Genomic DNA, 21,382 nt, shown 5'->3' on the forward strand with positions numbered 1-21,382 from the left:
TGCTAGAACTCAAACTGATAGAGCACATCAAGCGCCTGGTCTACACCAGACACCGCTTCCAAATAAAGTTTGGGCATCAGGCGATAACGTAAGGTTAAGGTCGCCAGTGAATCAAATATGCCAACACCATATTTTACCTGTAGACCCGGCAGCACGTAACCGCTGACCTGAACCTGCTGGCTGTCGCCGACGCCCGCCGTGTCCAGCGCGAGATTACTTACGCCGAAAGTCTCCCCGATTTTACCCACAACCTGCCCACTTTGTGCAAGCCCTAATCCCACCAGCGCCGAGGTTAATGCGCTGCTGTCGCTGCCGGTCGCGTCCAGACCCTGTCCACGCAGCAGATAAGAGAGCGCTTCCTGCTGCGACATAGCCGGATCGGAGAAGACTTCCGCCTTCGGCTCGTCGGCCAGACCGGTAACGCGCACGCCTGCTGTGACGTCATTTTCCGTGGCTTCCGGGTTGCGGATAGCCTCGATGTTGAGGTAAGGCTGGTTGGCCGGGCCAGAGAATTGCAGCTCGCCTTTACGCACGATCAGATCCTGACCGTAGGCATGGAAACGCCCGGAAGGAATGTTGATCTGGCCGTTCAGCCCCAGCCCGCGTTTATCCTGCGCCAGCTTCAGATCGCCGTTCAGCTTCGCTTTCAGCCCAAAGGCGCTCAGACGCACGTCGTTACCGACGTGAATAACCAGGTTGCTGTTGATCGGAATCGAGGTGCTTTTCGGCGCAATCGGCTTGAGGTTTTCATCCAGCAGCACTTCATCCGACGAGACGCCAACGGCGCTTTCCGGCACTTCCTGGACGGTCACGCGCGCCCAGGGAATATCGACGCGGCCGTTCAGGTTAAACGCCTGCGGCGTGGCTTCAAACTCCAGATCCGGCGAAACGTCCATGCGGATCATCGGCGGCACCGTCACGCGGATTTTGCTGCCCTTCGCCGCAATACGCGCCCGCCAGGCGTCCAGCTGCGCCCAGTCCGCGTCGCCGCTGAGCGCCAGCTGCCCCTGAGACGTCTCGATCAGACCCTGTAGGGTAGAACTCATGCCGTTAAAGACCATGTTCAGATTGGCTGAGGTCAGATCGACCGGCATAAAGCTGCCCTGAACATCGACGTTTTTCAGCCCCAGTTGACCAAAGACCTGCGGTTTTTGCAGGCTGCCGCCCAGGCGCAGCGCGCTGTTAAGCACGCCGGCCACTTTTTCGCCCTGCATCAGCGCCGGATTGAGCAGCGTCAGATCGATGTTTTTAATATTAACGTTGCCGGAAAGCCCGCGTTTGTTCTGCGGATCGGCGATCTGCACGTTGCCATCCAGCTGGCCGTTTTTAGCGATGCGGATCAGCCAGTCGAGCTGGGCGCGACCGTTACGCAGCGCCGCGTTCAGGTTCAGCGTATCAAAGGCTACGGGCAGCGTATTGCCGTCCACATCCTGCGCGACCTTCACGCCGTTGCCTTTCAGCGAGACGCGGCCCTGCGGCAAACCGCCGTCTGCTGTCCAGCTGACGTCGGCATCGCCGCTGAAGACACCGCTGAGTTTGGTTTCATCCGTCAGGAAAGGTTTCACCATCGCCAGATCGAAACGGTTGAGCGTCACCTTCGCATGGCCGGACGGGCCGGCTTCGATGGTTTGCGGCACGCACAGTTCAGCGTTGGGGTTTTGCCAGCAGTGCGGGCCAACCGAGACCGTCTGGCTACTGTTGAGATAGTCCAGCGCAATGGCGCGCGTTAAGCGCCATTCCCCTACCGGGGTGTCGAAGCGGGTATTGTTCAGCGTGCCGCGCCAGCGCTGCTGGCTGCGATCGAAGCTGCCGTTCAGCTGGAGCTGGCCGGAAACCGGATCGCCATTGACCGTCAGCTTCAGCTGGTGCGCTTTTTCATCGCCGCTGGCGTCCAGATCCAGCCGGTTAACCGTCAGCGTGTCCTGCTTCAGCCGATCCACGCGCAGCGCCAGCTTGCCCTGGATCTGCTCGCCTGATTTCACGTCGCCCTGTAGCGCGACGCGGGCGATGCTCATCGCCTGCCAGCGGAGGCCGGTAGCGGTTAAATCAGCCAGCAGCTGCGGGGTTTTCAAATCGCCGCGCGCTTTGATGGTGCCCTTCGCCACGCCGCCCAGGCCAGGCAGCGCGTTATCCAGATGCTCAGCGTCAATATTGGCGTCCAGCGACAGCTTGTCGCCGAGCGAGCCTTTAACATCGACATTATTACGGCCCAACACCAGTTTGATGCCGGGAATATCCCACTGGTTGTAGCTGTTGCCGTAAAGCGAGCCGTCAGCGCTAACCGCATTCTGTTTCACGTTGCCGCGCAGCTTCAGTTCAGGTACGCGCATTTGCCAGCTGCCGCCGTACAGGCTGCCGCGCGTGGTGATTTTACCTTCCAGCTTCGCTGGCCAGTCGGGATACTGCCGGGCGGTGTTGATGCCGTTAAGCTGAAGCTCGCTGCGCCAGCTGATCGCCTTGCTCCAGTCCACCAGCGCCGTCAGGTCGGTGGTGCCCTCCAGCGCGGCCAGCCGCAGCTTATCCAGCGAGAACTGCTCCGCGTTACCCTTGCCGTCCAGCGTAAGCGTGGCGGGCGGAATGGCCTGGCCGCGCAGCGCGGCTTTCAGCGACATAACATAGTCCGTCGCTTTGCCTTTTATGCTGAAGTTCAGGTTATCGGCCTGATACTGCGTTTCGCCGGTCAGCGGCCAGCGCAGCTGCGCGCTTTGCATCGTCATCGCCAGCGGCAGGCCCGCTTCGGCCAGCTTCGTTTGCGCGTTCAGCTGCATCCGCACGGGGCCGGAAAGGTTCAGTGCCAGATCCAGCTGCTCACGCAGGCCGCCGCCGACGGTCATTTTGATCTTCTCGCCTTTGATCGGATCGACGTTAAGCGAGCTGGTGAGGTTGAAATTCACCGGCCAGGCATCCGCCAGCTGTGCCTGACCGCTGGCGTTGAGCTGACCCTGCGGCGAATCCACATCCAGCGTTTCCAGACGCAGCAGGCGATCCTGCGTTTGCGCCTTCACCAGCAGACGCGTGATGGCGATATCGGTATCGCCGGTAATGCGCAGCTGCTCGCCGAGGATCTGCTGGACGTTTACATCCAGCGGCATTTTGAAATCAGGCAGATCCGGCAGCAGCGGTTTGGCGAACATCGCCTTCAGCGTTTCGCCCAGCGGCGGCTCGTTAGCCTGCGGCTGCTGCACTTTTGGCTGCACCACCTGCTCGTCGGCCACTTTGGCCGCCTTCGGCAGCGCAATCAGCAAACCCTGAATATGGGTCGGCGTTAAGGTCAGCGCGCGCTGCTGCCAGCTGAGGCCAGAGGTAAAGTCCGCCAGCGAGATCGCCGTGTCGTCTACTTTTACCGTGACGTTATGCAGCGCCAGCTGGCGCAGCGTAATCGGGTACGGCGTGCTGAGATCGCCGGAAGAGGCTTCATCCTCTTTCGCTTCCGGCGCGGGCGGCCCCAGCTTTTTGCTGTCCACCACCACGCTGACGTCGCGCAGTGCAAGGTCATTGACGCAGAACGCGCTGTTTTTCAGGCAGCCCAGCTGCAGGGCCAGATGAAACTCGCCGGCATTAACCGTCACGCCAGGCATCTCATACTGCACGCCTTTTAACGTCAGGTTACGCCAGCCGCCGCTGACCTGTTTGATGTCCAGCCCCGGCACCCAGCGCGCCGCGCCGTTCAGCACCAGATGTAATCCGGTGGTGGTGCCAATTAAAAATGCCACGCTGCCGAGCAGCACAACCAGGAAAATCAGGATGCCAATAAGGACCTTTTTCCAGCGACTCATAATTCAGGCCCCAATCCGATATAAAACTGTATGTCCCGATCTTCGCTGTCGCCGACCGGACGGGCGATATCCAGCTTGATCGGCCCAACCGGCGACTGCCAGCGCACGCCGAAACCGGCGCCGGTTTTGACATTGCTCTGCTTGATGTCGTTGACCGCTTCGCCGGAATCCACAAACACCGCGCCCCACCATTTACCGGTTACGTTGTACTGATATTCCACCGATCCGGTCGCCAGCTTCGAGGCGCCGGTCAGCTTGCCATCGTCGTCGCGCGGCGAAATGCCTTTGTACTTGTAGCCGCGAATGCTGCGGTCGCCACCGGCGAAAAAGCGCAAATCAGGCGGCACGCGTTCAAAATCGTTGGTTTCAATCCAGCCGAGATTGCCGCGCAGCACGAAGCGATGTTTATCCGCCAGCGTGCGGATCCAGACGTTTTGCGCCTGCACCACGGCGAAATCGATATCCGAGGCCCAGGTCGTATCGGAGACATCCAGCGAGTAGCGCTGCGAGTCGCCCCACACGGGCATCAGGCCGCCGCGCGAACGGGTGCGGTTAACGCTGACGCCGGGATAGATCAGCATGGTGGTGTTGGTGACGTTACCCTGGGTAAAGTGATCCAGGCTCCAGTGCAGATTAATGGCGCGCTGCCAGCCCGTAGAGGATTCCCAGTAACGGGACGCGGCCAGCGTGGTGGAGTCGGATTTGGTGTCGTTCAGGTCGGTTCTTTTCAGGCCGCCCTGCAGCAGGTAATACTGCTCGACCGGGTTTTTCAGCAGCGGGATTTTATAGCTGAAGTCGAGCTGCTGCTCCGGCGCAGAGATATTGGCGCTGGTGGTAAAGCTGTGGCCGTAGGAGTTTACCCAGGGCCTTTTCCAGGTCGCTTTAACGCGCGGGCCGACGTCGGTGGAATAGCCCACGCCCGTTTCGATGGTGTTTTCCGTACGCGGACTGACCACGCCGTGCAGCGGTAATATTTTATTTTTGCGGGATTGATCGAACTGCGGCGCGACCACCACGGAATTAAACCAGCCGGTAGAGGAAAGGCGGCGGTTCAGCTCGGCCAAATCGCGCGAGCTGTAGTAGTCGCCCTTTTTAAACGGCACCAGGTTTTGCAGGTATTCCTCGCGGATCTGCGACCCTTCAAAGGTGACGTCGCCAAAGCGGTAGCGCTGACCGCTGTCGTAATCGATATCCCAGAAAGCTTCGTGCCGCTCGACGGAAACGCCCAGCTGGCTTTTGCGGTAGTCGCCGTCAAAATAGCCTTTGCGCAGCGCCAGATTGCTGAGCGAGCTTTTAAAGCTGTCGTAGTCGCTGTGGTTAAGCACGCCGCCGATTTTGGCTTTGCCGGTGCGTACCAGCGTCTGGTAATCCTCGTCGGTGCGCGCGCCACCGCGAATAATCACCGTTTCGCCCGCCAGCTTCACCGACGGGCCGGGCGTGACTTTCGTCAGCAGCACCGGACGTCTGCCGCCCGCAGGCGGCGGCTGCAGTTCAAATTCAATTTCCGGCTCGTAGTAGCCCAGCGCCTTAAGTCCTTCCTTAACCGCTTCGCTGACGCGCGCGCGGAAACGCCCATCGGAGGTCACTTCCTCGCTTGCGATGGTCGACAATCTTGCGCGCACGTTTTTTTGTAATTCCCCAGACAGGCCAGTGACCTGCAAACGCACCGTAGCCGCCTGAGCGGCAGGCACGGCTGCGATCAGACCTAACATGCAATAGACATGGATTCGTGGCACGCTAACTCCTGAATTTATTGCCGGCCCGGATTCCAGATGGGCGCAACTGCTGAATCTTGAAAATAGCCCGCTTAAGCATGGCAACTTTTTACGGGTTCAGAGGCTCTTTTTCACTGAAAGGCCGAAATTTGCGTTATTGTGTGCAAAGAATCGCCAGGTTACAACCATGGATCGTGAGGGAATGTTACGCTATATCAGCCTGCAATGCAGACTCGGATAAATCTCACCGCCGGTTCGCCTGCAGCGCCATAATTGTAAGCAATCCTCACCACAGCTATAATCTCTGGCAGAGGCCGCGCTGCGGCCAGTTAACGTCTTTCTGCCCAAGCCAAATGGCGCAGACATTTTTGGCACGGATAGCCCGGTGCCGCTCACAGGTACAGAAGGTCAGCTGCTCCTCATCTGCTGCCCAGGCCAAAAATGACAGGTAATCAACTTAAGGCCTGCTTTAGCGCATTTTCCTCTGAAAGCGCCTGAAGCGGCCATTTAATGGATGTTTTATGTTAGACAGCTTGCTTGTCATCTTAATGCTGATCGCCATCAGCTCATTTTTTTCACTTTCGGAAATCTCTCTGGCCGCCTCGCGCAAAATCAAGCTGAAGCTGCTGGCGGACGACGGCAACATCAACGCCCAGCGCGTGCTGAAGATGCAGGAAACGCCGGGGATGTTTTTTACCGTGGTGCAGATAGGCCTGAACGCCGTGGCTATTCTGGGCGGTATCGTGGGCGATTCCGCGTTTTCGCCCGTGTTCCGCTCGCTTTTCGATCGCATCACCGGCCCGGTACTGGCGGAGCAGCTGAGCTTTATCGCCTCTTTTACCGTGGTGACCAGCCTGTTTATCCTGTTCGCCGATCTTTTCCCAAAACGTCTGGGGATGATCGCGCCGGAAACCGTCGCGCTGAAAATCATCAATCCAATGCGGATGTGCCTGTTTATCTTTCGGCCGCTGGTGTGGTTCTTTAACGGCGGCGCCAATATTATTTTCCGCCTGTTTAAAATCCCGCTGGTGCGCAAGGACGATATCACCTCAGACGATATCTACGCGGTGGTAGAAGCGGGCGCGCTCGCTGGCGTACTGCGCAAGCAGGAGCACGAGCTGATTGAAAACGTGTTTGAGCTGGAGTCGCGCACCGTGCCCTCCTCCATGACCTCGCGCGAGAACGTGGTGTGGTTCAATCTGCATGAGGATGAGTCGAGCCTGAAGGAGAAGATTGCCAATCATCCGCACTCCAAGTTTCTGGTCTGTAATGACGATATCGACCATATCGTCGGCTATGTCGATTCCAAAGAGCTGCTGCTGCGCGTGCTGGGCAACCAGAGCATGGCGCTTAACAGCGGCGTGCAGATCCGTTCGGCGTTGATCGTGCCGGATACGCTGACGCTCTCCGAGGCGCTGGAAAGCTTTAAAACCGCAGGGGAAGATTTTGCGGTGATCATGAACGAATATGCGCTGGTAGTGGGGATCATTACCCTGAACGATGTGATGACCACGCTGATGGGCGATCTGGTTGGCCAGGGAATGGAAGAGCAGATCGTGGCGCGCGACGAGAATTCCTGGCTGGTGGAAGGCGGCACGCCAATCGACGACGTGATGCGCGTACTGGATATCGACGAGTTCCCGCAGTCCGGCAACTACGAGACTATCGGCGGCTTTATGATGTATATGCTGAGAAAAATCCCTAAACGCACCGACTTCGTGAAGTTTCACGGCTATAAGTTCGAGGTAGTGGATATCGACAGCTACCGTATCGATCAGCTTCTGGTGACGAGGATTGATGAAACCCGACAGGGTGCCGCCGTGCTGAACAAAATGGTCGAAGAATAAAAACAGAAAAGGCGCGAATTTCGCGCCTTCTTTCTTTTGAACCGGCCTGCCGGTTGCTAGTTGAACTCGGTCTGCAAACGCAGCACCTGACGGTTCACTTCTGACATCACGCTATAGTGCTGCTTATCTTTAATGCGTGGGATCAGGATCTTACCTTTATCGAACTCAAATGCGCCTACATCTTTGATGTAGATCCGGCCACGGAATAGTGTTTTGACATATTTGGCCACCTGCAGCGGATTATAGCGCTGGAAAATCTTCATGTTACAACTCCTGAAAGATGATGCGTGCTGCGTCGTTTCCAAGTTCGGTACGAATCTTTGCAGCACAAAGTGGATACACTATAGACCAGGTTTCACTTCTAAAATTCCTAAAACCGAGTTTTTTTACTGTTTTTACACATCATGACAGTAGGCTCTTTCACCCGGCTGCATGAACGCAGTATAAACCTTCGACCTTTACGGAATTGTGCGTTGTGTTGCAAAGATGTTGTATCGCTGCGACAGACGCATCATCCACGTTTATTATTGCAGAAACATGACTAATGAGTTCAATCATGATTTTTCGTCTTTTACTGCTGCTGTTAACGTTGCTGTCGTGCGCCGCCAGCGCCCATAACCTGGTTACAGGCCAGCGCGTGCCGCCTGTCGGCATTACCGATCAAGGCGAGCTGCGTTATCAGCAGGAGCAGTTCAGCTATCGAGTCTGGAACAGCGCCGCGCTGCCGGGCAAAGTGCGCGTTCTTCAGCACATCGCCGGACGCGCCTCGGCCAAAGAGAAAAATGCGGCGCTGATCGAGGCGATTAAATCGGCCCGGTTTCCCCACGATCGCTATCAGACCACCACGCTGGTGAATACCGACGATGCTATCCCCGGCACCGGCATGTTTGTCCGCAGCAGCATTCAGAGCAATAAGAAACAGTATCCCTGGTCGCAGTTTATCGTCGACAGCGACGGCACGGCCAAACGGGCCTGGCAGCTGCAGGATGAAGGGTCGGCGATTATTGTGCTGGATAGCGGAGGAAAGGTGCGTTTCGTCAAGGATGGCGCGCTGACGCAGCAGGAAGTCCAGCAGGTGATTATGCTGGTGCGTCAGCTGTTACGCTGACGGACAGAGGGAGGCGCCGGTGCCGCCTCCCCTGGCCGATTAAAAGATCGAGACGCGGAAGCCCGGATTCAAAAAGGCTTCGCGCGGCGCATAGTCCAGCGTTTTCCCCTGCCAGTCATGCACGTGCGCGCCTGCGGCAATGGCTACGGCGTGGCCTGCACCGGTATCCCAGATATTCGTTGGCCCAAAGCGGGGATAGAGCTGCGCCTTGCCTTCCGCGACCAGACAGAACTTCAGCGAGGAGCCAATAGCAATGGTCTGATGCTCGCCCAGCTGGCTAAGGTAATCCTCCAGCTCGCTGTCGGAATGCGAACGGCTGACCACCACCAGCGGCGGGCGCGCCTCGCGCACGTGGATCTGCGTTTTTACGCCGCCCTCTTCCTTCCAGGCTTTCCCCGCGGCGGCCGAATACATCACGTCCATCACCGGCGCGTAGACCACGCCCAGCACGGGCTTGCCGTTTTCAATCAGCGCAATATTGACGGTGAACTCGCCGTTCCGCTTGATAAACTCCTTGGTGCCGTCCAGCGGATCGACCAGCCAGTAGCGCTGCCAGTGCTGGCGGATCTCCCAGCCCGGCGGATCTTCTTCAGACAAAACGGGCACGTCGGGCGTCAGCGTGGTCAGCCCCTTCAGGATCACCTTGTGTGCGGCGATATCCGCTGCGGTGACCGGCGAATCATCGGATTTTGTGGCAACATCAAGCGGCGCCTGACCATCGTATATCTGCATGATGGCAACGCCCGCGTCTCGTGCCAGCTGGCATATATTCTCTAACATTGTCCACCTCTTGATTTGCTGGCTGGCGCTGGCTATCACTTTGCCAGCGCCAGCGCTCTCTGTTGATCATAGTCGATAGCGAAGATCGAAGGCCAAACGATCCGCCAGCGCTTAATTATCAATAGCATAAATTATTTTACGCCGCAGGGGCTGCTGTTTTTCATCAGGTTGACCCCGCAACGGCCTTAATCGTTCCCGACGGGCCGGGCCATAAGAGATAAATATTTGTAGCTGCTCACATAATTATGAGAAAGAAGGTATTAGTTTCATAAAACTTTGCGACGTTAGGGATTACACAAACGCTATTAAGGAGAAACAATGATTAAGTCCGTTGTGACGCCCGTTGCGCTGCTGGTCAGCTGCGCGCTACATGCTGCCACGGTCGATTTCCGCCTGCTGGAAACCACCGACCTGCACAGCAATATGATGGATTTCGATTACTACAAGGATACCCCAACGGAAAAGTTCGGGCTGGTGCGTACCGCAACGTTAATTGAGGCGGCGCGTAAAGAGGCCGCCAACAGCGTGCTGGTGGATAACGGCGACATTATTCAGGGCAGCCCGCTCGGTGACTATGTGGCGGCCAGGGGCTTACAGCAGGGCGAAATCCATCCCGTTTACAAGGCGCTGAACACGCTGGATTACACGGTAGGCAACCTGGGCAACCATGAATTCAACTATGGCCTGGATTACCTGCAAAAAGCCATCAGCGGCGCGAAATTCCCCTACATCAATGCCAATATCATTGATATCCACAGCGGTAAGCCGCTGTTCACGCCTTTTTTGATTAAGGCGAAGGAAGTGACGGATCGCGAGGGCAACAAGCATCAGCTGAAAGTGGGCTATATCGGTTTTGTGCCGCCGCAGATTATGGTGTGGGACAAGAAAAACCTCAGCGGTAAAATTACCGTGGAGGATATGACCGAAACCGCCCGTAAATGGGTGCCGGAGATGCGCCGCCAGGGCGCGGATCTGATCGTGGCTATCCCCCATTCCGGCCTCTCCAGCGAGCCGTGGCACGCGATGGCGGAAAACTCCGTTTACTACCTCAGCCAGGTTCCCGGCATCGACGCCATCCTGTTTGGCCATGCGCACGCCGTTTTCCCCAGCAAAGATTTTGCCGCGATCAAAGGTGCCGATATCGCTAAAGGTACGCTGAACGGGATACCGGCGGTGATGCCGGGCATGTGGGGCGATCATCTGGGCGTGGTCGATCTGGTGCTTAATAACGATGCAGGCCGCTGGCGGGTAAGCGAAGCGACCGCGCAGGCCCGGCCCATTTACGATACGGCGGCGAAAAAATCGCTGGCGGCGGAAGATCCGGCGCTGCTGAAGGTGATGGCGCCCGATCATCACGCCACGCGTGAATTTGTCAGCCAGCCTATCGGAAAATCGGCAGACGTGATGTACAGCTATCTGTCGCTGGTTCAGGACGATCCGACCGTGCAGATTGTGAATAATGCGCAGCGCGATTATGCAGAGCGCTTTATTCAGGGCGATCCGGATCTGGCCAATCTGCCCGTGCTTTCCGCCGCCGCACCGTTCAAAGCCGGCGGCCGTAAAAACGATCCGGCCAGCTATGTGGAAGTGGAGAAAGGCCCGCTGACCTTTCGTAACGCAGCGGATCTTTACCTCTATCCCAATACGCTGGTGGTCGTAAAGGCCAGCGGTAAAGAGGTAAAAGAGTGGCTGGAATGCTCGGCGGGTCAGTTTAACCAGATCGATCCGGCCAGCACTAAACCGCAGCCGCTGATTAACTGGGATTTTCGTACCTATAATTTCGACGTTATTGACGGTGTGAGCTACCGAATCGACGTCACGCAGCCTGCCCGCTACGATGCGGAATGTCAGTTGATTAATGACAAGGCTTCCCGTATCCGCGATTTAACCTTCCAGGGAAAACCAGTCGATCCCGAGGCGACTTTTCTGGTGGCGACCAATAACTATCGCGCCTACGGCGGCAAATTTGCCGGAACCGGCGAGGATCACGTCGCTTTTGCTTCTCCGGATGAAAATCGCGCTGTCGTAGCGGCATACATTACGGCGCAGACCCGGGCGCATGGCGAGGTCAGTCCGCAGGCGGATAACAACTGGCGGTTGGAAAATATTAACGCTAAGGTCCCTCTGAATATCTTTTTTGAGACCTCGCCATCTTCAAAAGCAGCTGAATTTATTAAAAACCATGGCCAATATCCGCTGAAGCAAGCAGGCCAGGACGATATCGGCTTTGCGCTTTACCATATTGGCCTTAACTGACGAATCTTTCATAAAAAAGCCAGCCTGGCATACAAGGCTGGCTTTATTTATTACCAGTGGTAATAAACTTATGCGCCGGTAGAGGATTTCAGGCTATTAATGGAGTCAATACCATATTTGACCAGGCCAACCACGCCCGCACCAATATCGTTAATCGCACCGGAAATGTTTAACTCCAGTATTTTACCAATTCCGCCGCCCAGCTGGGAAACAGCGTCAACGGAAGAAGTTGTTAAGCCACCGGCAGAGGCGCCCTGGTCGATCACAGAACCGATAAGAAAGCCAATACCTTTGCCGATATCAGAAAAAAGCCCGGCGCCTGCAACCGCGGCAATTTCATTGTTGGTCAACTCGCGCATTTATAGTTCTCCTTGATAATAATATCATCAGCATTACTATGGCATTCATTGCCACGTCGAGAACTTATTTCAAAAAAGCGGCGTAGTCAAACCTTCCTTCAGGATCAAAATAATCCAGCAGGGTATTTTCAGAATCGGCTGAATATATTTTCAACGAGTGAGAAAAGGCTATTAGTTAAAGCATCCGCGTTATTTAACGCGTAATAAAATTCATATCAGGCAATATTGAGGAATAACAGGTCTCCTGCCGGAACAACAACAATCGTTATCCCGGCAGGATCGGCTGTTACAGAATTTCTAACAGCTCAACTTCAAACACCAGCGTGCTGAATGGCGGAATGGAAGCGCCAGCGCCGCGCTCGCCGTAGGCCAGGTTCTGTGGGATAACCAGCTCCCACTTTGAGCCGACCGGCATCAGGGTCAGCGCTTCGATCCAGCCCGGGATAACGCCGCTGACCGGGAACTCAGCCGGTTCGCCGCGCGCCACGGAGCTGTCAAACACGCTACCGTCGATCAGTTTGCCGGTATAGTGAACGCGAACGCGATCCTGGCGAGACGGGATAGCGCCGTCGCCCTGCTTGATGACGCTGAACTGCAGGCCGGATTCGGTGCTGCTCACGCCGTCACGCTGACCGTACTCTTCCAGGAATTTCTGGCCTTCGGCGGCCATCGCCTGCTGACGCTCGCGACGAACCACGTCGGCACGCTCGTGCACTTCACGCAGCGCGCGGTGAACAACGTCAACGGGCACAGCCGGGGAGTTCCCTTCCAGCGCGTCGCGCAGGCCAGCCAGCAGCGCTTCTGGCTGCAGCCCCTGCAGCCCGGATTCCAGCAGCTGCTGGCCAACCTGTAAACCGATACCGTAGCTTGCTTGTGCTTCTACGCTGTCTAAAGAAGGGGTAGTCATGGATTTTCCTTTACTGGTAATAAAACTGAGGACGAAGCATAACAGCGCAGGCAACAGGGGTAAAACGCCATCTTCTTCAGGTGACATTTTCAGCGTAAAAGGAAACAATAACGCTGCTCCGCTTACGCTATAAAAGCCGCGCGGAGAGTGCGCTATCAGCTATATTTCAGTAGAGGTTAACATGGGCCATATTGCCCGCAGACGAAGGAAACGCCGGCCGGCTTTGTTAAAGCGGTTTATTTTATTCGCGCGAGGATCGCGCAAGGAGGACGACGCCATGCCCGTCACTAAAGCGTCACCAGTATCGAAGTGGTTCAACTGGCTCTGGCACCTGGCGGATTCCGCGCGCTGGATGGATCCGCTGCCGTCTTTCCACCGTCGCGGCATTATCCTGGCCGGGGCGCTGGTTTTGCTGGCTTTTTTGTGGCCTTCGCCGCGACAGCCGGAGCAGACGGAGCGCCCCGTTAACGTTGAGCGCACCACAACAGACGTGCCGCTACAGGCGGAGCTTAGCGGTCGGGTGGATAACAGCCAGCAGCCTAAAGGCGATGCTCAGGGACAGTGGACAAACTACCAGATTGCCAACGGGCAAACGCTGGCGCAGCTGTTCCGCAACCACAATCTGCCGGTAAATGATGTATTTGCAATGGCCCGCGTGGAGGGCAACGACAAGCCGCTGAGTAATTTGCAGGCCGGTCAGGCGGTCAGGATCCGCCAGAATTCGCACGGCGTGGTGACGGGACTGGCCGTAACTACGGAGCAGGGGGAAATTTTATTTACCCGCCAGCCGGACGGCGCGTTTCTGCAGGTTCATTAGCCAAACAAAAACGCCGACGCGATGTCGGCTTTTTACATTACCAATCTGCTCAGAGAACGCTTTCCACAAACAAAAACGCCGGCACAAGGCCGGCGTTTTTAAGCGGTAGAGAAGCGATTAAGCTTCAGTAACCACGTTTACAGTCAGTTTAGCGAAGACTTCGCTGTGAACCTGGAAGTCCACTTCGTGCTCACCGGTAGTGCGCAGAACGCCGTTCGGCAGGCGAACTTCGCTCTTGGCTACTTCAACGCCGGCTGCAGTTACAGCGTCAGCGATGTCGCGAGTACCGATAGAACCGAACAGTTTACCTTCGTCGCCTGCTTTAGACGCGATGGTAACGGTGCCCAGTGCATTGATTTTCTCAGCGCGAGCGTTAGCAGCGGACAGAACGTCAGCCAGTTTGGCTTCCAGCTCTGCACGGCGTGCTTCGAAGAACTCAACGTTTTTCTTGGTAGCAGGAACAGCTTTGCCCTGTGGTACCAGGAAGTTACGAGCGTAGCCCGCTTTAACGTTTACCTGGTCGCCCAGGGTGCCCAGGTTTGCTACTTTATCAAGCAGAATAACTTGCATTACCTTATCCTCTTAAAGTCGTTAATTGACAACAGCCGTTACTGATGACGATCGGTATACGGCAGCAGAGACAGGTAACGCGCGCGCTTGATAGCACGAGCCAGCTGACGCTGGTATTTAGCGCGAGTACCAGTGATACGGCTTGGTACAATCTTACCGCTTTCAGTAATGTAGTTTTTCAGCGTTGCGATATCTTTATAATCGATCTCTTGAACGCCTTCCGCGGTGAAACGGCAGAACTTGCGACGACGGAAATAACGTGCCATTTGGCTAGTCTCCAGAATCTATCAATTCAATCTGCTCGGCATGCAGCACCGTCTTATTCAGCCCATTGCGCCCTTGATGGCTGCTAATGAAACCTGAAACGGTGACCGGCGTGCCGACCGTTATACTTTGAGTAATGGCCTGATGGGCTTTGCCGCTGATAATCACCGGCATGCGACACCAGGCTTGCCGGGTAAAACCGGCCTCCACCTGCATCGATCTGTGCTCAAGCACGAACTGGCAGTGTGGAATACCTGAGGGGCTTACTTTACGCATCGGCGTCTTGCACACGGTGCCAGACAGCGTCAGCCGATTAGCCTCCACGGTCAATTACTCTTCAGAATCCCCAGCATCTGCTTCATCAGAGGTTTCGTTAGCAAAATCTTCACGACGCTCACGGCGCTCGTCTTTCGCTTTAACCATCGGAGAAGCTTCAGTTACCGCGTGCTTAACGCGCATAACCATGCTGCGGATAACGGCGTCGTTGAAGCGGAAGTTAGTTTCCAGCTCATCGATCGCTTCCTGCGGCGCTTCAACGTTCAGCAGAACGTAGTGAGCTTTGTGCAGTTTGTTGATCGGGTAAGCCAGCTGACGGCGGCCCCAGTCTTCCAGGCGGTGGATCGTACCTTCTGCACCAGTGATGGTCGCAGAGTAGCGCTCGATCATGCCAGGAACCTGTTCGCTCTGGTCAGGGTGAACCATAAATACGATTTCGTAATGACGCATCGAATTTGCTCCTTACGGATTATTCAGCCTCCTGTCGGGGTCAACCGCGGCCCATGGAAGCAAGGAACGTTATAAGCCGTGACCTGACAACTATCGGGTCACAACCTGAGAATGCGGCTGAAAAATTGACGCGTAATCATACTGGCGGCGGGGGGGAAACTCAAGGTAAAGTCGCGGCCTGATGTAAATTATTTGTCAGCCTGAGCCAGGCTGCGGTGGGAAGCGAAAGGGATCAGGCAATTAGCCTGTTTTTTCGCCCCTGAAGCGCGACGGTAAAAAGCAAGAATTACTAATACACTTTATCGCGAACGGCGCTAAACTTACAGGGTGAAGACAAGACCCTGACGCCCGGCGTCAGATTTGTTACCTGATTGTGGAGTTGAATCATGAAAACCATCGCAATCGCCACCTTACTCGGACTCGCCCTTTCCACCCCCGCCCTTGCCGATACCGACTGTGGGCAGAGCGTAGCCAGCCAGGCGGCGAACAGCTACGTCTATGTAAACCGTATCGATTCGCCAACGGGACAGATGACGGACAAGCCTTTGGTGACGATCCCCGCTGCGCAACGACTGGCGCAGCAGCTGTGATCCCGTCTACAAATGACGTTTGAAAAATGCTGTCGTGGCTTCCAGCGCCGACGGCGTGATGCGATGCCCGATGCCCTGCTCCGTGAGAAACGTCAGCCCGGCATCGAGCTTCGCTTCTCTTAACGCTTTTTCCAGCCGCACGCTCTCTGCCACCGGTACCATCTCATCCGCTTCACCATGCCAAATCAGCAGCGGCCGATCGGCAATTTTCTCCAGCTGCCGACTGATATCATAATCCGCCAGCGGCGCCATTCGCTGAGCAAAAGCCTGCGCCTGCTCGGGCGTATGCACGGCCAGCGGCGGAAACAGCGTGTGGGACAGCGACATATAATAGCCCGACCCCATCAGGCAGGCGACGCTGGTAAAACAGGGGTAGCGCGCCATCGCGCCCAGCGCGGTCATGCCGCCCATTGAGGCACCCGCCGCCGCAAGGCGCGTACCCTCAATCAAATTCTGCTGCCGCAGCGAGGCTATAAGCTGCGGTACTTCATCAATATTGCTTTTCAGGATTTCCCAGAAGTGGGACAGGCGATATTCGCTATCGCCGTTATAGCGCGCGCCGTGCATATCCGCGTCGGGCAGGATCACGCGAAAGCCCGCCAGCGCCAGCGCCACGCCGAAATAGCTATAGACTTCTTTCGACGAGGTAAACCCGTGATAAAAAAGGATAGTAGGCAGCGGCTCGTCTCTTTTGCCTGTCGGCGCGGCGTGCAGACATTCAATCCCCGCAAAAAATTCCGTACTGACTTCAATCATCACTTTCCCCTTAAGTCGTTGCGCTGCAGGCTACAAATGCAAATAGCCAGCTAATCATGCTGTTATTTGAGTTTATTGCTTATTTAATTGATCTGCATGCTGAAGCGCTCACTAAATATTTTCTTTTTCCAGCCGTTAACCGTTATGACCCCCCTCTTTTAATACAGGCTATTTTATGAAATTTCTCGCATTTGGGCGCTGGAGCCTCGGCGTTAAGCTGTCGGTAATAACCTCGCTAAGCGTAGCCGCATTATTTTTAGTTTTAACGCTGGCGCTGACCAATAACGCGTCGAATCAAATGCAGGCATTAACGCTGGAAAATATGGAAAACCAGGTCGACGGTATCGGCGATATGGCCACCATGTTCAACAGCACGCTGAGGGAAGAAGTTGCTAACTATACCGCGCTTTTTCAAAGCTTTTTGCCGAAGCAGTTCTCCATCGATCCTGGCGAACGCGTAACGATTGGGGCCGAACAGGCGCCAGTCCTGCGTGCGGGGCTAAAAACGCTGAATCTGGACGAAAGCCTGGTGGATGATTTTCTGGCGCGCACCGGCGCTATCTCGACCGTTTTCGTGCGTACCGGCGACGATTTCCTGCGCGTGTCGACCTCGCTACGCAAAGAGAATGGCGAGCGTGCTATCGGCACCCGGCTGGATCGCGCCAGCCCGGCCTGGAAAATGGCGCAGCAGGGCCAGATCTTCCAGGGCGTCGCCATGCTGTTTGGCAAACGCTATATCACGCAGTATCAGCCGGTAAAAGACGCCAGCGGACAGGTGGTCGGCATTCTGTTTGTCGGCGTGGATATTACCAAACAGTACGCGTTGATTAGAGAAAAAGTGCTGGTGAAAAAGCTGGGCGAAAGCGGTCACTTCTCCGTGCTGAGCGATGCCGCAGGCAAAACACGCGGCCAGTATGTCTTCCATCCTGAACGCGAAGGCCAGCTGCCGGCCTGGCCGGAAGCCACCCGCCAGCTGCTGCTGAGCCAGACTTCTGGCAAGGTGGAAGTCAAAGACGCCAACGGCGAAACGCAGATCATGGCCTGGCATCATCTGCCAGACTGGCACTGGATAATTCTGGGCGAAGTCAATAAAGCCAGCCTGCTGGCGCCGATCCAACATACCCGCAATCTGTTCCTGACGCTGGGCGCCGCGCTGGTTGCGCTGTTCGCGCTGGGCTTTATCACCACCACGCATCGTTGGATAAGCAGGCCGCTACAGCAGGTCATCGAGCTGGCCGAGCACTACTCTGCCGGTAATTTGCAGGCCACGCTGGAAACCCGGCGCCATGATGAAGTGGGCAAGCTGATCGTCGCGATCAACGGTATCGGCGACGGCCTGGATCGCATCGTGTCTCAGGTTCGTGAAGCCGCTCAGGAGATCAGCAGCGGAACGGATGCTATCGCCTCCAGCAGCGAAAACATCAGCGAGCAGATCACGCGTCAGGCGGCCAGCGTGGAAGAAACCTCTGCCAGCATGGAGCAGCTGAGCGCTACCGTGGCGCAAAACGCCGCTAACGTTTCCCAGGCGTTGACGCTGGTAGGCGAAGCGGCGGCGGCGGTCGGTAAAGGCGGCGAAACGGTGACGCGTTCCGTGACGACCATGACCGACATCAAGAGCGCTTCACAGAGCATTGCCGATATTACTCAGGTAATTGAATCTATTGCTTTCCAGACCAATATCCTGGCGCTGAACGCCGCAGTGGAAGCGGCGCGCGCGGGCGAGCACGGTAAAGGCTTTGCGGTGGTGGCGGCGGAAGTTCGCGCGCTGGCGCAGCGCAGCGCCACGGCGGCCAAAGAGATTGACGGCCTGATTGAAAACTCGCTCAGCAAAGTGGTACAGGGCCACAATCTGTCCGAGCAGACGCGCCAGTCAATGGAGGATATCGTTGGCCGTATCGAGCAGGTGAAAGTGCTGATGAGCGAAATCAACGTTGCGTCTAAAGAGCAGTCGGCGGGCATTGGCCAGGTCAATATTGCCATGAACCAGATTGGCCAGGCGACGCACGAAAGCACCGAGCTGGTTGCCACCTCAGAGCTGACCGCGCAAGAACTGAGCCGCAAAGGCCATCACCTGACCGCTCTGGTGCAGGTTTTCCGCGTCAAGGCATAAAGCATCGGGATAGCTTACACTTCAGGCAGTCCATCAAGAGGAGTGCTTATGTCCAGGTTATCCCTGTTTTTCGTGCTGCTGCTTACGGGCTGTAGCCTGACCCAAACCACGCCGCAGCCGCCCCCGCCGGTACAGGCGCAGGCGCAGGAGATCACGCGCGCGCAGAGCATGACGCTGACGCGGCTCGGCACCGTCAGCGTGTCGGTACGCGGCTCGCCGGACGATGCCGCGCGGGCTATTGCCGCTAAAGCCAACGAGGCGGGCGCGAAGTATTACGTCATCCAGATGGTCAGCGAAACGGTCATGCCGGGCCGCTGGTATTCAACGGCGGTGCTTTATGGGCCGTCAGCTAATGCCGGTGGCGCGCAGTAGCAAACGCTGACAGACTTTTTCCGACAGCGGCGCCGGCCCGCGCAGCTGTCGGCACCAGGCGTCGGCTATGCAGGGTTCCAGCTGCCTCATGACCTGCACGCCGCAGGCCAGGTTGAACAGGCTTTCGCAGATTGCACGCGCCTGGGCTTCCTGCGGATGGCGCAGCAGCAGCTTTAACTGGCGCCAGGCACCGTCGAAGTAGCGGCTTTGCCCTTTCACCGCCTCAAACTCTCTGGCCAGCAGCTCCATGGCGGCTGGCTGCTTACTCAGCACGCGCAATACGTCCAGGCACATTACGTTACCGGCACCTTCCCAGATGCTGTTAACCGGCATTTCACGATAGAGCCTCGGCAGCTCGCTCTCCTCGCAGTAGCCGATACCGCCCAGCATTTCCATCGCCTCCGCGACAAAGCTGATGCCGCGTCTGCACACCACGTATTTCGCCGCAGGCGTAAACAGTCGGCTGAAGAGTTTGCCCGCTTCACCGCTTTCCGCCGACCACGCGCCGGCCAGCCGCAGCAGCATCGCCGTCTGCCCTTCCAGCAGCAGGGCCTGCGAGCAGAGCTGCTGACGCATCAGCGGCTGATCGATCAGGCTTTTGCCCTGCACCTGACGCTGATGGCAATGATAAAGCGCAATGGAAAACGCGCGGCGCATCATCGCATGGCTCGCCAGCGCGCAGTCAAAACGGGTATAGCCGCCCATTTTTAAAATCTGCCGGACGCCTTCGCCCTCTTCGCCAATCAGCCAGCCGCTGGCCGCAAAGAACTCCGCTTCGCTGCTGGCATTGGACCGATTGCCCAGCTTGTCCTTCAGCCGCTCCAGATGCACGGCATTACGGCTGCCGTCCGGCAGCAGGCGCGGCAGGAAAAAGCAGGAAAGCCCGCCTTTGGCCTGCGCCAGCACCAGATGCGCATCGCTTTGCGGCACTGAAAAAAACCATTTATGGCCGGTGAGCCGGTATTCGCCGTTGCCCACGGGTTCGGCGCGTGTGGTGTTGCTCAGCACATCGGTGCCGCCCTGTTTTTCAGTCATGCCCATGCCGATAAGCAGCCCGCGCTTGTGCTCGCCCGGCTGCAAATGCGGATCGTAACGGTCGGAAAGCAGCGGCGTAAGCCAGCCGCGAAAAGGCGCAGGCAGATGGGATTTCAGCAGCGGAATAGCGCCGAAAGTCATGGTGACAGGGCAAAGCGTGCCCGCTTCCACCTGGGCGTGCAGGATAAAGCGGGCGGCCCGCGCGACAAAGGCTGCGGGCGGCGCATTCTCCTGCCACGGCAGGTTATGCACGCGGTTGCTGCACAGCCCCTGCATCAGCAGATGCCAGGCGGGATGAAAGCGCAGATCGTCCAGCCGTTCGCCTACAGCATCGTAGCGCAGCAGCTCCGGCGGATAGCTGTTGGCCAGCCTGCCCAGCTCTGACGACTCGGCGCTGCCCAGCTGCTGCCCGACGGACGCCAGCAGATCGCAGTCCCAGCCCGCGCCTTCGCGCAGCACGGCCTCGCGCAGCGGCGTATCGGAAAGAAAAAGATTGCTGTTGGTCAGCGGACGGGGCTGATTAAAGACGTGGTGGGTACGGTTCATCCTGACCTCCTTCTGTAGGCACACACTCAGTATGCAAAAGAGGACGGCGCAGGCGAGGAGCAGAGAGGGATTTCGGGGCGCGGATCACGCCCCGGCGTGATTATTTCGCGCGCTGACGCACGGCCTCAAACAGGCAGATGCCGGTAGCGACCGATACGTTCAGCGAGGAAACGCTGCCCGCCATAGGAATGCTGATTAGCTCGTCGCAGTGTTCACGGGTCAGACGACGCATGCCTTCGCCTTCCGCGCCCATCACCAGCGCCATCGGGCCGGTCATTTTGCTCTGGTACAGCGTATGATCGGCTTCACCCGCCGTGCCGACGATCCAGACGTTGGCTTCCTGGAGCATACGCATCGTGCGCGCCAGGTTGGTGACGCGGATCAGCGGGACGTTTTCCGCCGCGCCGCTGGCCACTTTTTTCGCCGTGGCGTTCAGCTGAGCGGAGCGATCTTTCGGCACGATCACCGCATGAACGCCAGCCGCATCGGCGCTGCGCAGGCAGGCGCCCAGGTTATGCGGATCGGTTACGCCGTCCAGGATCAGCAGGAAAGGTTTCTCCAGCTTTTCCAGCAGATCCGGCAGATCGTTTTCCTGATACTGGCGGCCGGCTTTGACGCGCGCCACGATCCCCTGATGCACGCCGCCCTCGACCTGGCTGTCCAGCCACTGACGGCTGGCGACCTGGATCACGATGCCCTGCGCTTCCAGCGCCTTCACTACCGGCTGCAGACGGCGATCGTCACGGCCTTTAAGGATAAACACTTCCTGAAAGCGCTGCGGATCGCTGTCAAGCAGCGCCTGCACGGCATGGAGTCCAAAAACTATTTCACTCATTCACTGTTACTCA

The 21,382-nt window shown here is 57.1% G+C and carries 20 protein-coding genes; 7 read left to right on the forward strand and 13 right to left on the reverse strand.

The window, feature by feature from the left end:
- Positions 1-2: 2 nt before the first annotated feature.
- Together tamB and tamA are read right to left on the reverse strand one after the other, a co-directional pair.
- A complete protein-coding gene (gene tamB, locus QZH36_RS11805; RefSeq protein ID WP_301252910.1) occupies positions 3-3,776 on the reverse strand; it encodes an autotransporter assembly complex protein TamB in 3,774 nt (1,257 codons plus the stop codon).
- Positions 3,773-5,488, reverse strand: a complete 1,716-nt coding sequence (tamA, locus tag QZH36_RS11810; protein WP_301730372.1) for an autotransporter assembly complex protein TamA — start codon at positions 5,486-5,488, stop codon at positions 3,773-3,775. Before tamA ends, tamB begins: the two co-directional genes overlap by 4 nt.
- 524 nt (positions 5,489-6,012) lie before the next feature.
- Between tamA and paeA the strand changes: the two genes are divergently transcribed.
- On the forward strand, positions 6,013-7,338 hold the full coding sequence (paeA, locus tag QZH36_RS11815) for a polyamine export protein PaeA (RefSeq protein WP_253455841.1): 1,326 nt from the start codon (positions 6,013-6,015) through the stop codon (positions 7,336-7,338).
- Positions 7,339-7,394: 56 nt separating this feature from the next.
- On the opposite strand, the gene QZH36_RS11820 is transcribed toward paeA, so the two are convergent.
- Positions 7,395-7,601 carry a stringent response modulator YtfK gene (locus QZH36_RS11820; protein ID WP_246760837.1) on the reverse strand — a complete coding sequence of 69 codons (207 nt, stop codon included), beginning with the start codon at positions 7,599-7,601 and terminating at the stop codon, positions 7,395-7,397.
- Between the two features lie 290 nt (positions 7,602-7,891).
- Here QZH36_RS11820 and QZH36_RS11825 point away from each other — a divergent pair, with 290 nt between their 5' ends.
- Positions 7,892-8,446, forward strand: coding sequence for a YtfJ family protein (locus QZH36_RS11825; protein ID WP_369895295.1), 555 nt, complete (start codon positions 7,892-7,894; stop codon positions 8,444-8,446).
- A gap of 39 nt (positions 8,447-8,485) precedes the next feature.
- On the opposite strand, the gene cysQ is transcribed toward QZH36_RS11825, so the two are convergent.
- Complete coding sequence (gene cysQ / locus QZH36_RS11830; protein WP_301730297.1) at positions 8,486-9,226, reverse strand: 3'(2'),5'-bisphosphate nucleotidase CysQ; 741 nt, start codon at positions 9,224-9,226, stop codon at positions 8,486-8,488.
- A gap of 318 nt (positions 9,227-9,544) precedes the next feature.
- Between cysQ and QZH36_RS11835 the strand changes: the two genes are divergently transcribed.
- A complete protein-coding gene (locus QZH36_RS11835) occupies positions 9,545-11,482 on the forward strand; it encodes a bifunctional 2',3'-cyclic-nucleotide 2'-phosphodiesterase/3'-nucleotidase (RefSeq protein ID WP_301730298.1) in 1,938 nt (645 codons plus the stop codon).
- A 68-nt stretch (positions 11,483-11,550) separates the two neighbouring features.
- Here the strand turns inward: QZH36_RS11835 and QZH36_RS11840 are convergent, their stop codons facing one another.
- Together QZH36_RS11840 and bamJ are read right to left on the reverse strand one after the other, a co-directional pair.
- Positions 11,551-11,841, reverse strand: coding sequence for a hypothetical protein (locus tag QZH36_RS11840; protein WP_253455849.1), 291 nt, complete (start codon positions 11,839-11,841; stop codon positions 11,551-11,553).
- A 286-nt stretch (positions 11,842-12,127) separates the two neighbouring features.
- Positions 12,128-12,748, reverse strand: a complete 621-nt coding sequence (gene bamJ / locus QZH36_RS11845) for a BamJ family beta-barrel-assembly machinery protein (protein WP_125290327.1) — start codon at positions 12,746-12,748, stop codon at positions 12,128-12,130.
- A 277-nt stretch (positions 12,749-13,025) separates the two neighbouring features.
- Here bamJ and QZH36_RS11850 point away from each other — a divergent pair, with 277 nt between their 5' ends.
- Entirely contained in the window at positions 13,026-13,565 is a 540-nt protein-coding gene (locus QZH36_RS11850) for an OapA family protein (protein ID WP_301730299.1), read from the forward strand.
- A 117-nt stretch (positions 13,566-13,682) separates the two neighbouring features.
- On the opposite strand, the gene rplI is transcribed toward QZH36_RS11850, so the two are convergent.
- From rplI to rpsF, 4 genes are read right to left on the reverse strand one after another with little or no spacing between them, the layout of a single operon-like run.
- A complete protein-coding gene (gene rplI / locus QZH36_RS11855; RefSeq protein ID WP_125290325.1) occupies positions 13,683-14,135 on the reverse strand; it encodes a 50S ribosomal protein L9 in 453 nt (150 codons plus the stop codon).
- 38 nt (positions 14,136-14,173) lie between these two features.
- The gene (rpsR, locus tag QZH36_RS11860) at positions 14,174-14,401 is read right to left on the reverse strand and encodes a 30S ribosomal protein S18 (RefSeq protein ID WP_000135199.1); all 228 of its coding nucleotides are present in this window, start codon (positions 14,399-14,401) and stop codon (positions 14,174-14,176) included.
- A 4-nt stretch (positions 14,402-14,405) separates the two neighbouring features.
- Entirely contained in the window at positions 14,406-14,723 is a 318-nt protein-coding gene (gene priB / locus QZH36_RS11865) for a primosomal replication protein N (protein WP_125290423.1), read from the reverse strand.
- Between the two features lie 6 nt (positions 14,724-14,729).
- Positions 14,730-15,125 carry a 30S ribosomal protein S6 gene (gene rpsF / locus QZH36_RS11870; RefSeq protein WP_125290324.1) on the reverse strand — a complete coding sequence of 132 codons (396 nt, stop codon included), beginning with the start codon at positions 15,123-15,125 and terminating at the stop codon, positions 14,730-14,732.
- 386 nt (positions 15,126-15,511) lie between these two features.
- Here rpsF and QZH36_RS11875 point away from each other — a divergent pair, with 386 nt between their 5' ends.
- Entirely contained in the window at positions 15,512-15,715 is a 204-nt protein-coding gene (locus tag QZH36_RS11875; RefSeq protein WP_253455853.1) for a hypothetical protein, read from the forward strand.
- 6 nt (positions 15,716-15,721) lie between these two features.
- Here QZH36_RS11875 and yjfP read toward each other — a convergent pair whose 3' ends face one another.
- A complete protein-coding gene (gene yjfP, locus QZH36_RS11880; RefSeq protein WP_253455855.1) occupies positions 15,722-16,471 on the reverse strand; it encodes an esterase in 750 nt (249 codons plus the stop codon).
- Between the two features lie 175 nt (positions 16,472-16,646).
- On the opposite strand from yjfP, the gene QZH36_RS11885 reads away from it, so the two are divergent.
- A complete protein-coding gene (locus tag QZH36_RS11885) occupies positions 16,647-18,581 on the forward strand; it encodes a methyl-accepting chemotaxis protein (protein ID WP_301730300.1) in 1,935 nt (644 codons plus the stop codon).
- Positions 18,582-18,629: 48 nt separating this feature from the next.
- On the forward strand, positions 18,630-18,953 hold the full coding sequence (bsmA, locus tag QZH36_RS11890; RefSeq protein ID WP_301252902.1) for a biofilm peroxide resistance protein BsmA: 324 nt from the start codon (positions 18,630-18,632) through the stop codon (positions 18,951-18,953).
- Here the strand turns inward: bsmA and QZH36_RS11895 are convergent.
- Positions 18,927-20,534, reverse strand: coding sequence for an isovaleryl-CoA dehydrogenase (locus tag QZH36_RS11895; protein ID WP_301730301.1), 1,608 nt, complete (start codon positions 20,532-20,534; stop codon positions 18,927-18,929). The genes bsmA and QZH36_RS11895 overlap by 27 nt on opposite strands.
- Positions 20,535-20,634: 100 nt before the next feature.
- Positions 20,635-21,369 carry a 23S rRNA (guanosine(2251)-2'-O)-methyltransferase RlmB gene (rlmB, locus tag QZH36_RS11900; RefSeq protein WP_253455864.1) on the reverse strand — a complete coding sequence of 245 codons (735 nt, stop codon included), beginning with the start codon at positions 21,367-21,369 and terminating at the stop codon, positions 20,635-20,637.
- Positions 21,370-21,382: the final 13 nt, after the last annotated feature.

Origin of the sequence: Erwinia wuhanensis (assembly GCF_030484085.1) — a bacterium.
Lineage (GTDB): Bacteria > Pseudomonadota > Gammaproteobacteria > Enterobacterales > Enterobacteriaceae > Erwinia > Erwinia aeris.

Coding starts and splice junctions, on each gene's coding strand:
- tamB (WP_301252910.1), bottom strand. CDS start 3,776: ATGAGTCGCTGGAAAAAGGTCCTTATTGGCATCCTGATTTTCCTGGTT.
- tamA (WP_301730372.1), bottom strand. CDS start 5,488: ATGTTAGGTCTGATCGCAGCCGTGCCTGCCGCTCAGGCGGCTACGGTG.
- paeA (WP_253455841.1), top strand. CDS start 6,013: ATGTTAGACAGCTTGCTTGTCATCTTAATGCTGATCGCCATCAGCTCA.
- QZH36_RS11820 (WP_246760837.1), bottom strand. CDS start 7,601: ATGAAGATTTTCCAGCGCTATAATCCGCTGCAGGTGGCCAAATATGTC.
- cysQ (WP_301730297.1), bottom strand. CDS start 9,226: ATGTTAGAGAATATATGCCAGCTGGCACGAGACGCGGGCGTTGCCATC.
- QZH36_RS11835 (WP_301730298.1), top strand. CDS start 9,545: ATGATTAAGTCCGTTGTGACGCCCGTTGCGCTGCTGGTCAGCTGCGCG.
- QZH36_RS11840 (WP_253455849.1), bottom strand. CDS start 11,841: ATGCGCGAGTTGACCAACAATGAAATTGCCGCGGTTGCAGGCGCCGGG.
- bamJ (WP_125290327.1), bottom strand. CDS start 12,748: ATGACTACCCCTTCTTTAGACAGCGTAGAAGCACAAGCAAGCTACGGT.
- QZH36_RS11850 (WP_301730299.1), top strand. CDS start 13,026: ATGCCCGTCACTAAAGCGTCACCAGTATCGAAGTGGTTCAACTGGCTC.
- rplI (WP_125290325.1), bottom strand. CDS start 14,135: ATGCAAGTTATTCTGCTTGATAAAGTAGCAAACCTGGGCACCCTGGGC.
- rpsR (WP_000135199.1), bottom strand. CDS start 14,401: ATGGCACGTTATTTCCGTCGTCGCAAGTTCTGCCGTTTCACCGCGGAA.
- rpsF (WP_125290324.1), bottom strand. CDS start 15,125: ATGCGTCATTACGAAATCGTATTTATGGTTCACCCTGACCAGAGCGAA.
- QZH36_RS11875 (WP_253455853.1), top strand. CDS start 15,512: ATGAAAACCATCGCAATCGCCACCTTACTCGGACTCGCCCTTTCCACC.
- yjfP (WP_253455855.1), bottom strand. CDS start 16,471: ATGATTGAAGTCAGTACGGAATTTTTTGCGGGGATTGAATGTCTGCAC.
- QZH36_RS11885 (WP_301730300.1), top strand. CDS start 16,647: ATGAAATTTCTCGCATTTGGGCGCTGGAGCCTCGGCGTTAAGCTGTCG.
- bsmA (WP_301252902.1), top strand. CDS start 18,630: ATGTCCAGGTTATCCCTGTTTTTCGTGCTGCTGCTTACGGGCTGTAGC.
- QZH36_RS11895 (WP_301730301.1), bottom strand. CDS start 20,534: ATGAACCGTACCCACCACGTCTTTAATCAGCCCCGTCCGCTGACCAAC.
- rlmB (WP_253455864.1), bottom strand. CDS start 21,369: ATGAGTGAAATAGTTTTTGGACTCCATGCCGTGCAGGCGCTGCTTGAC.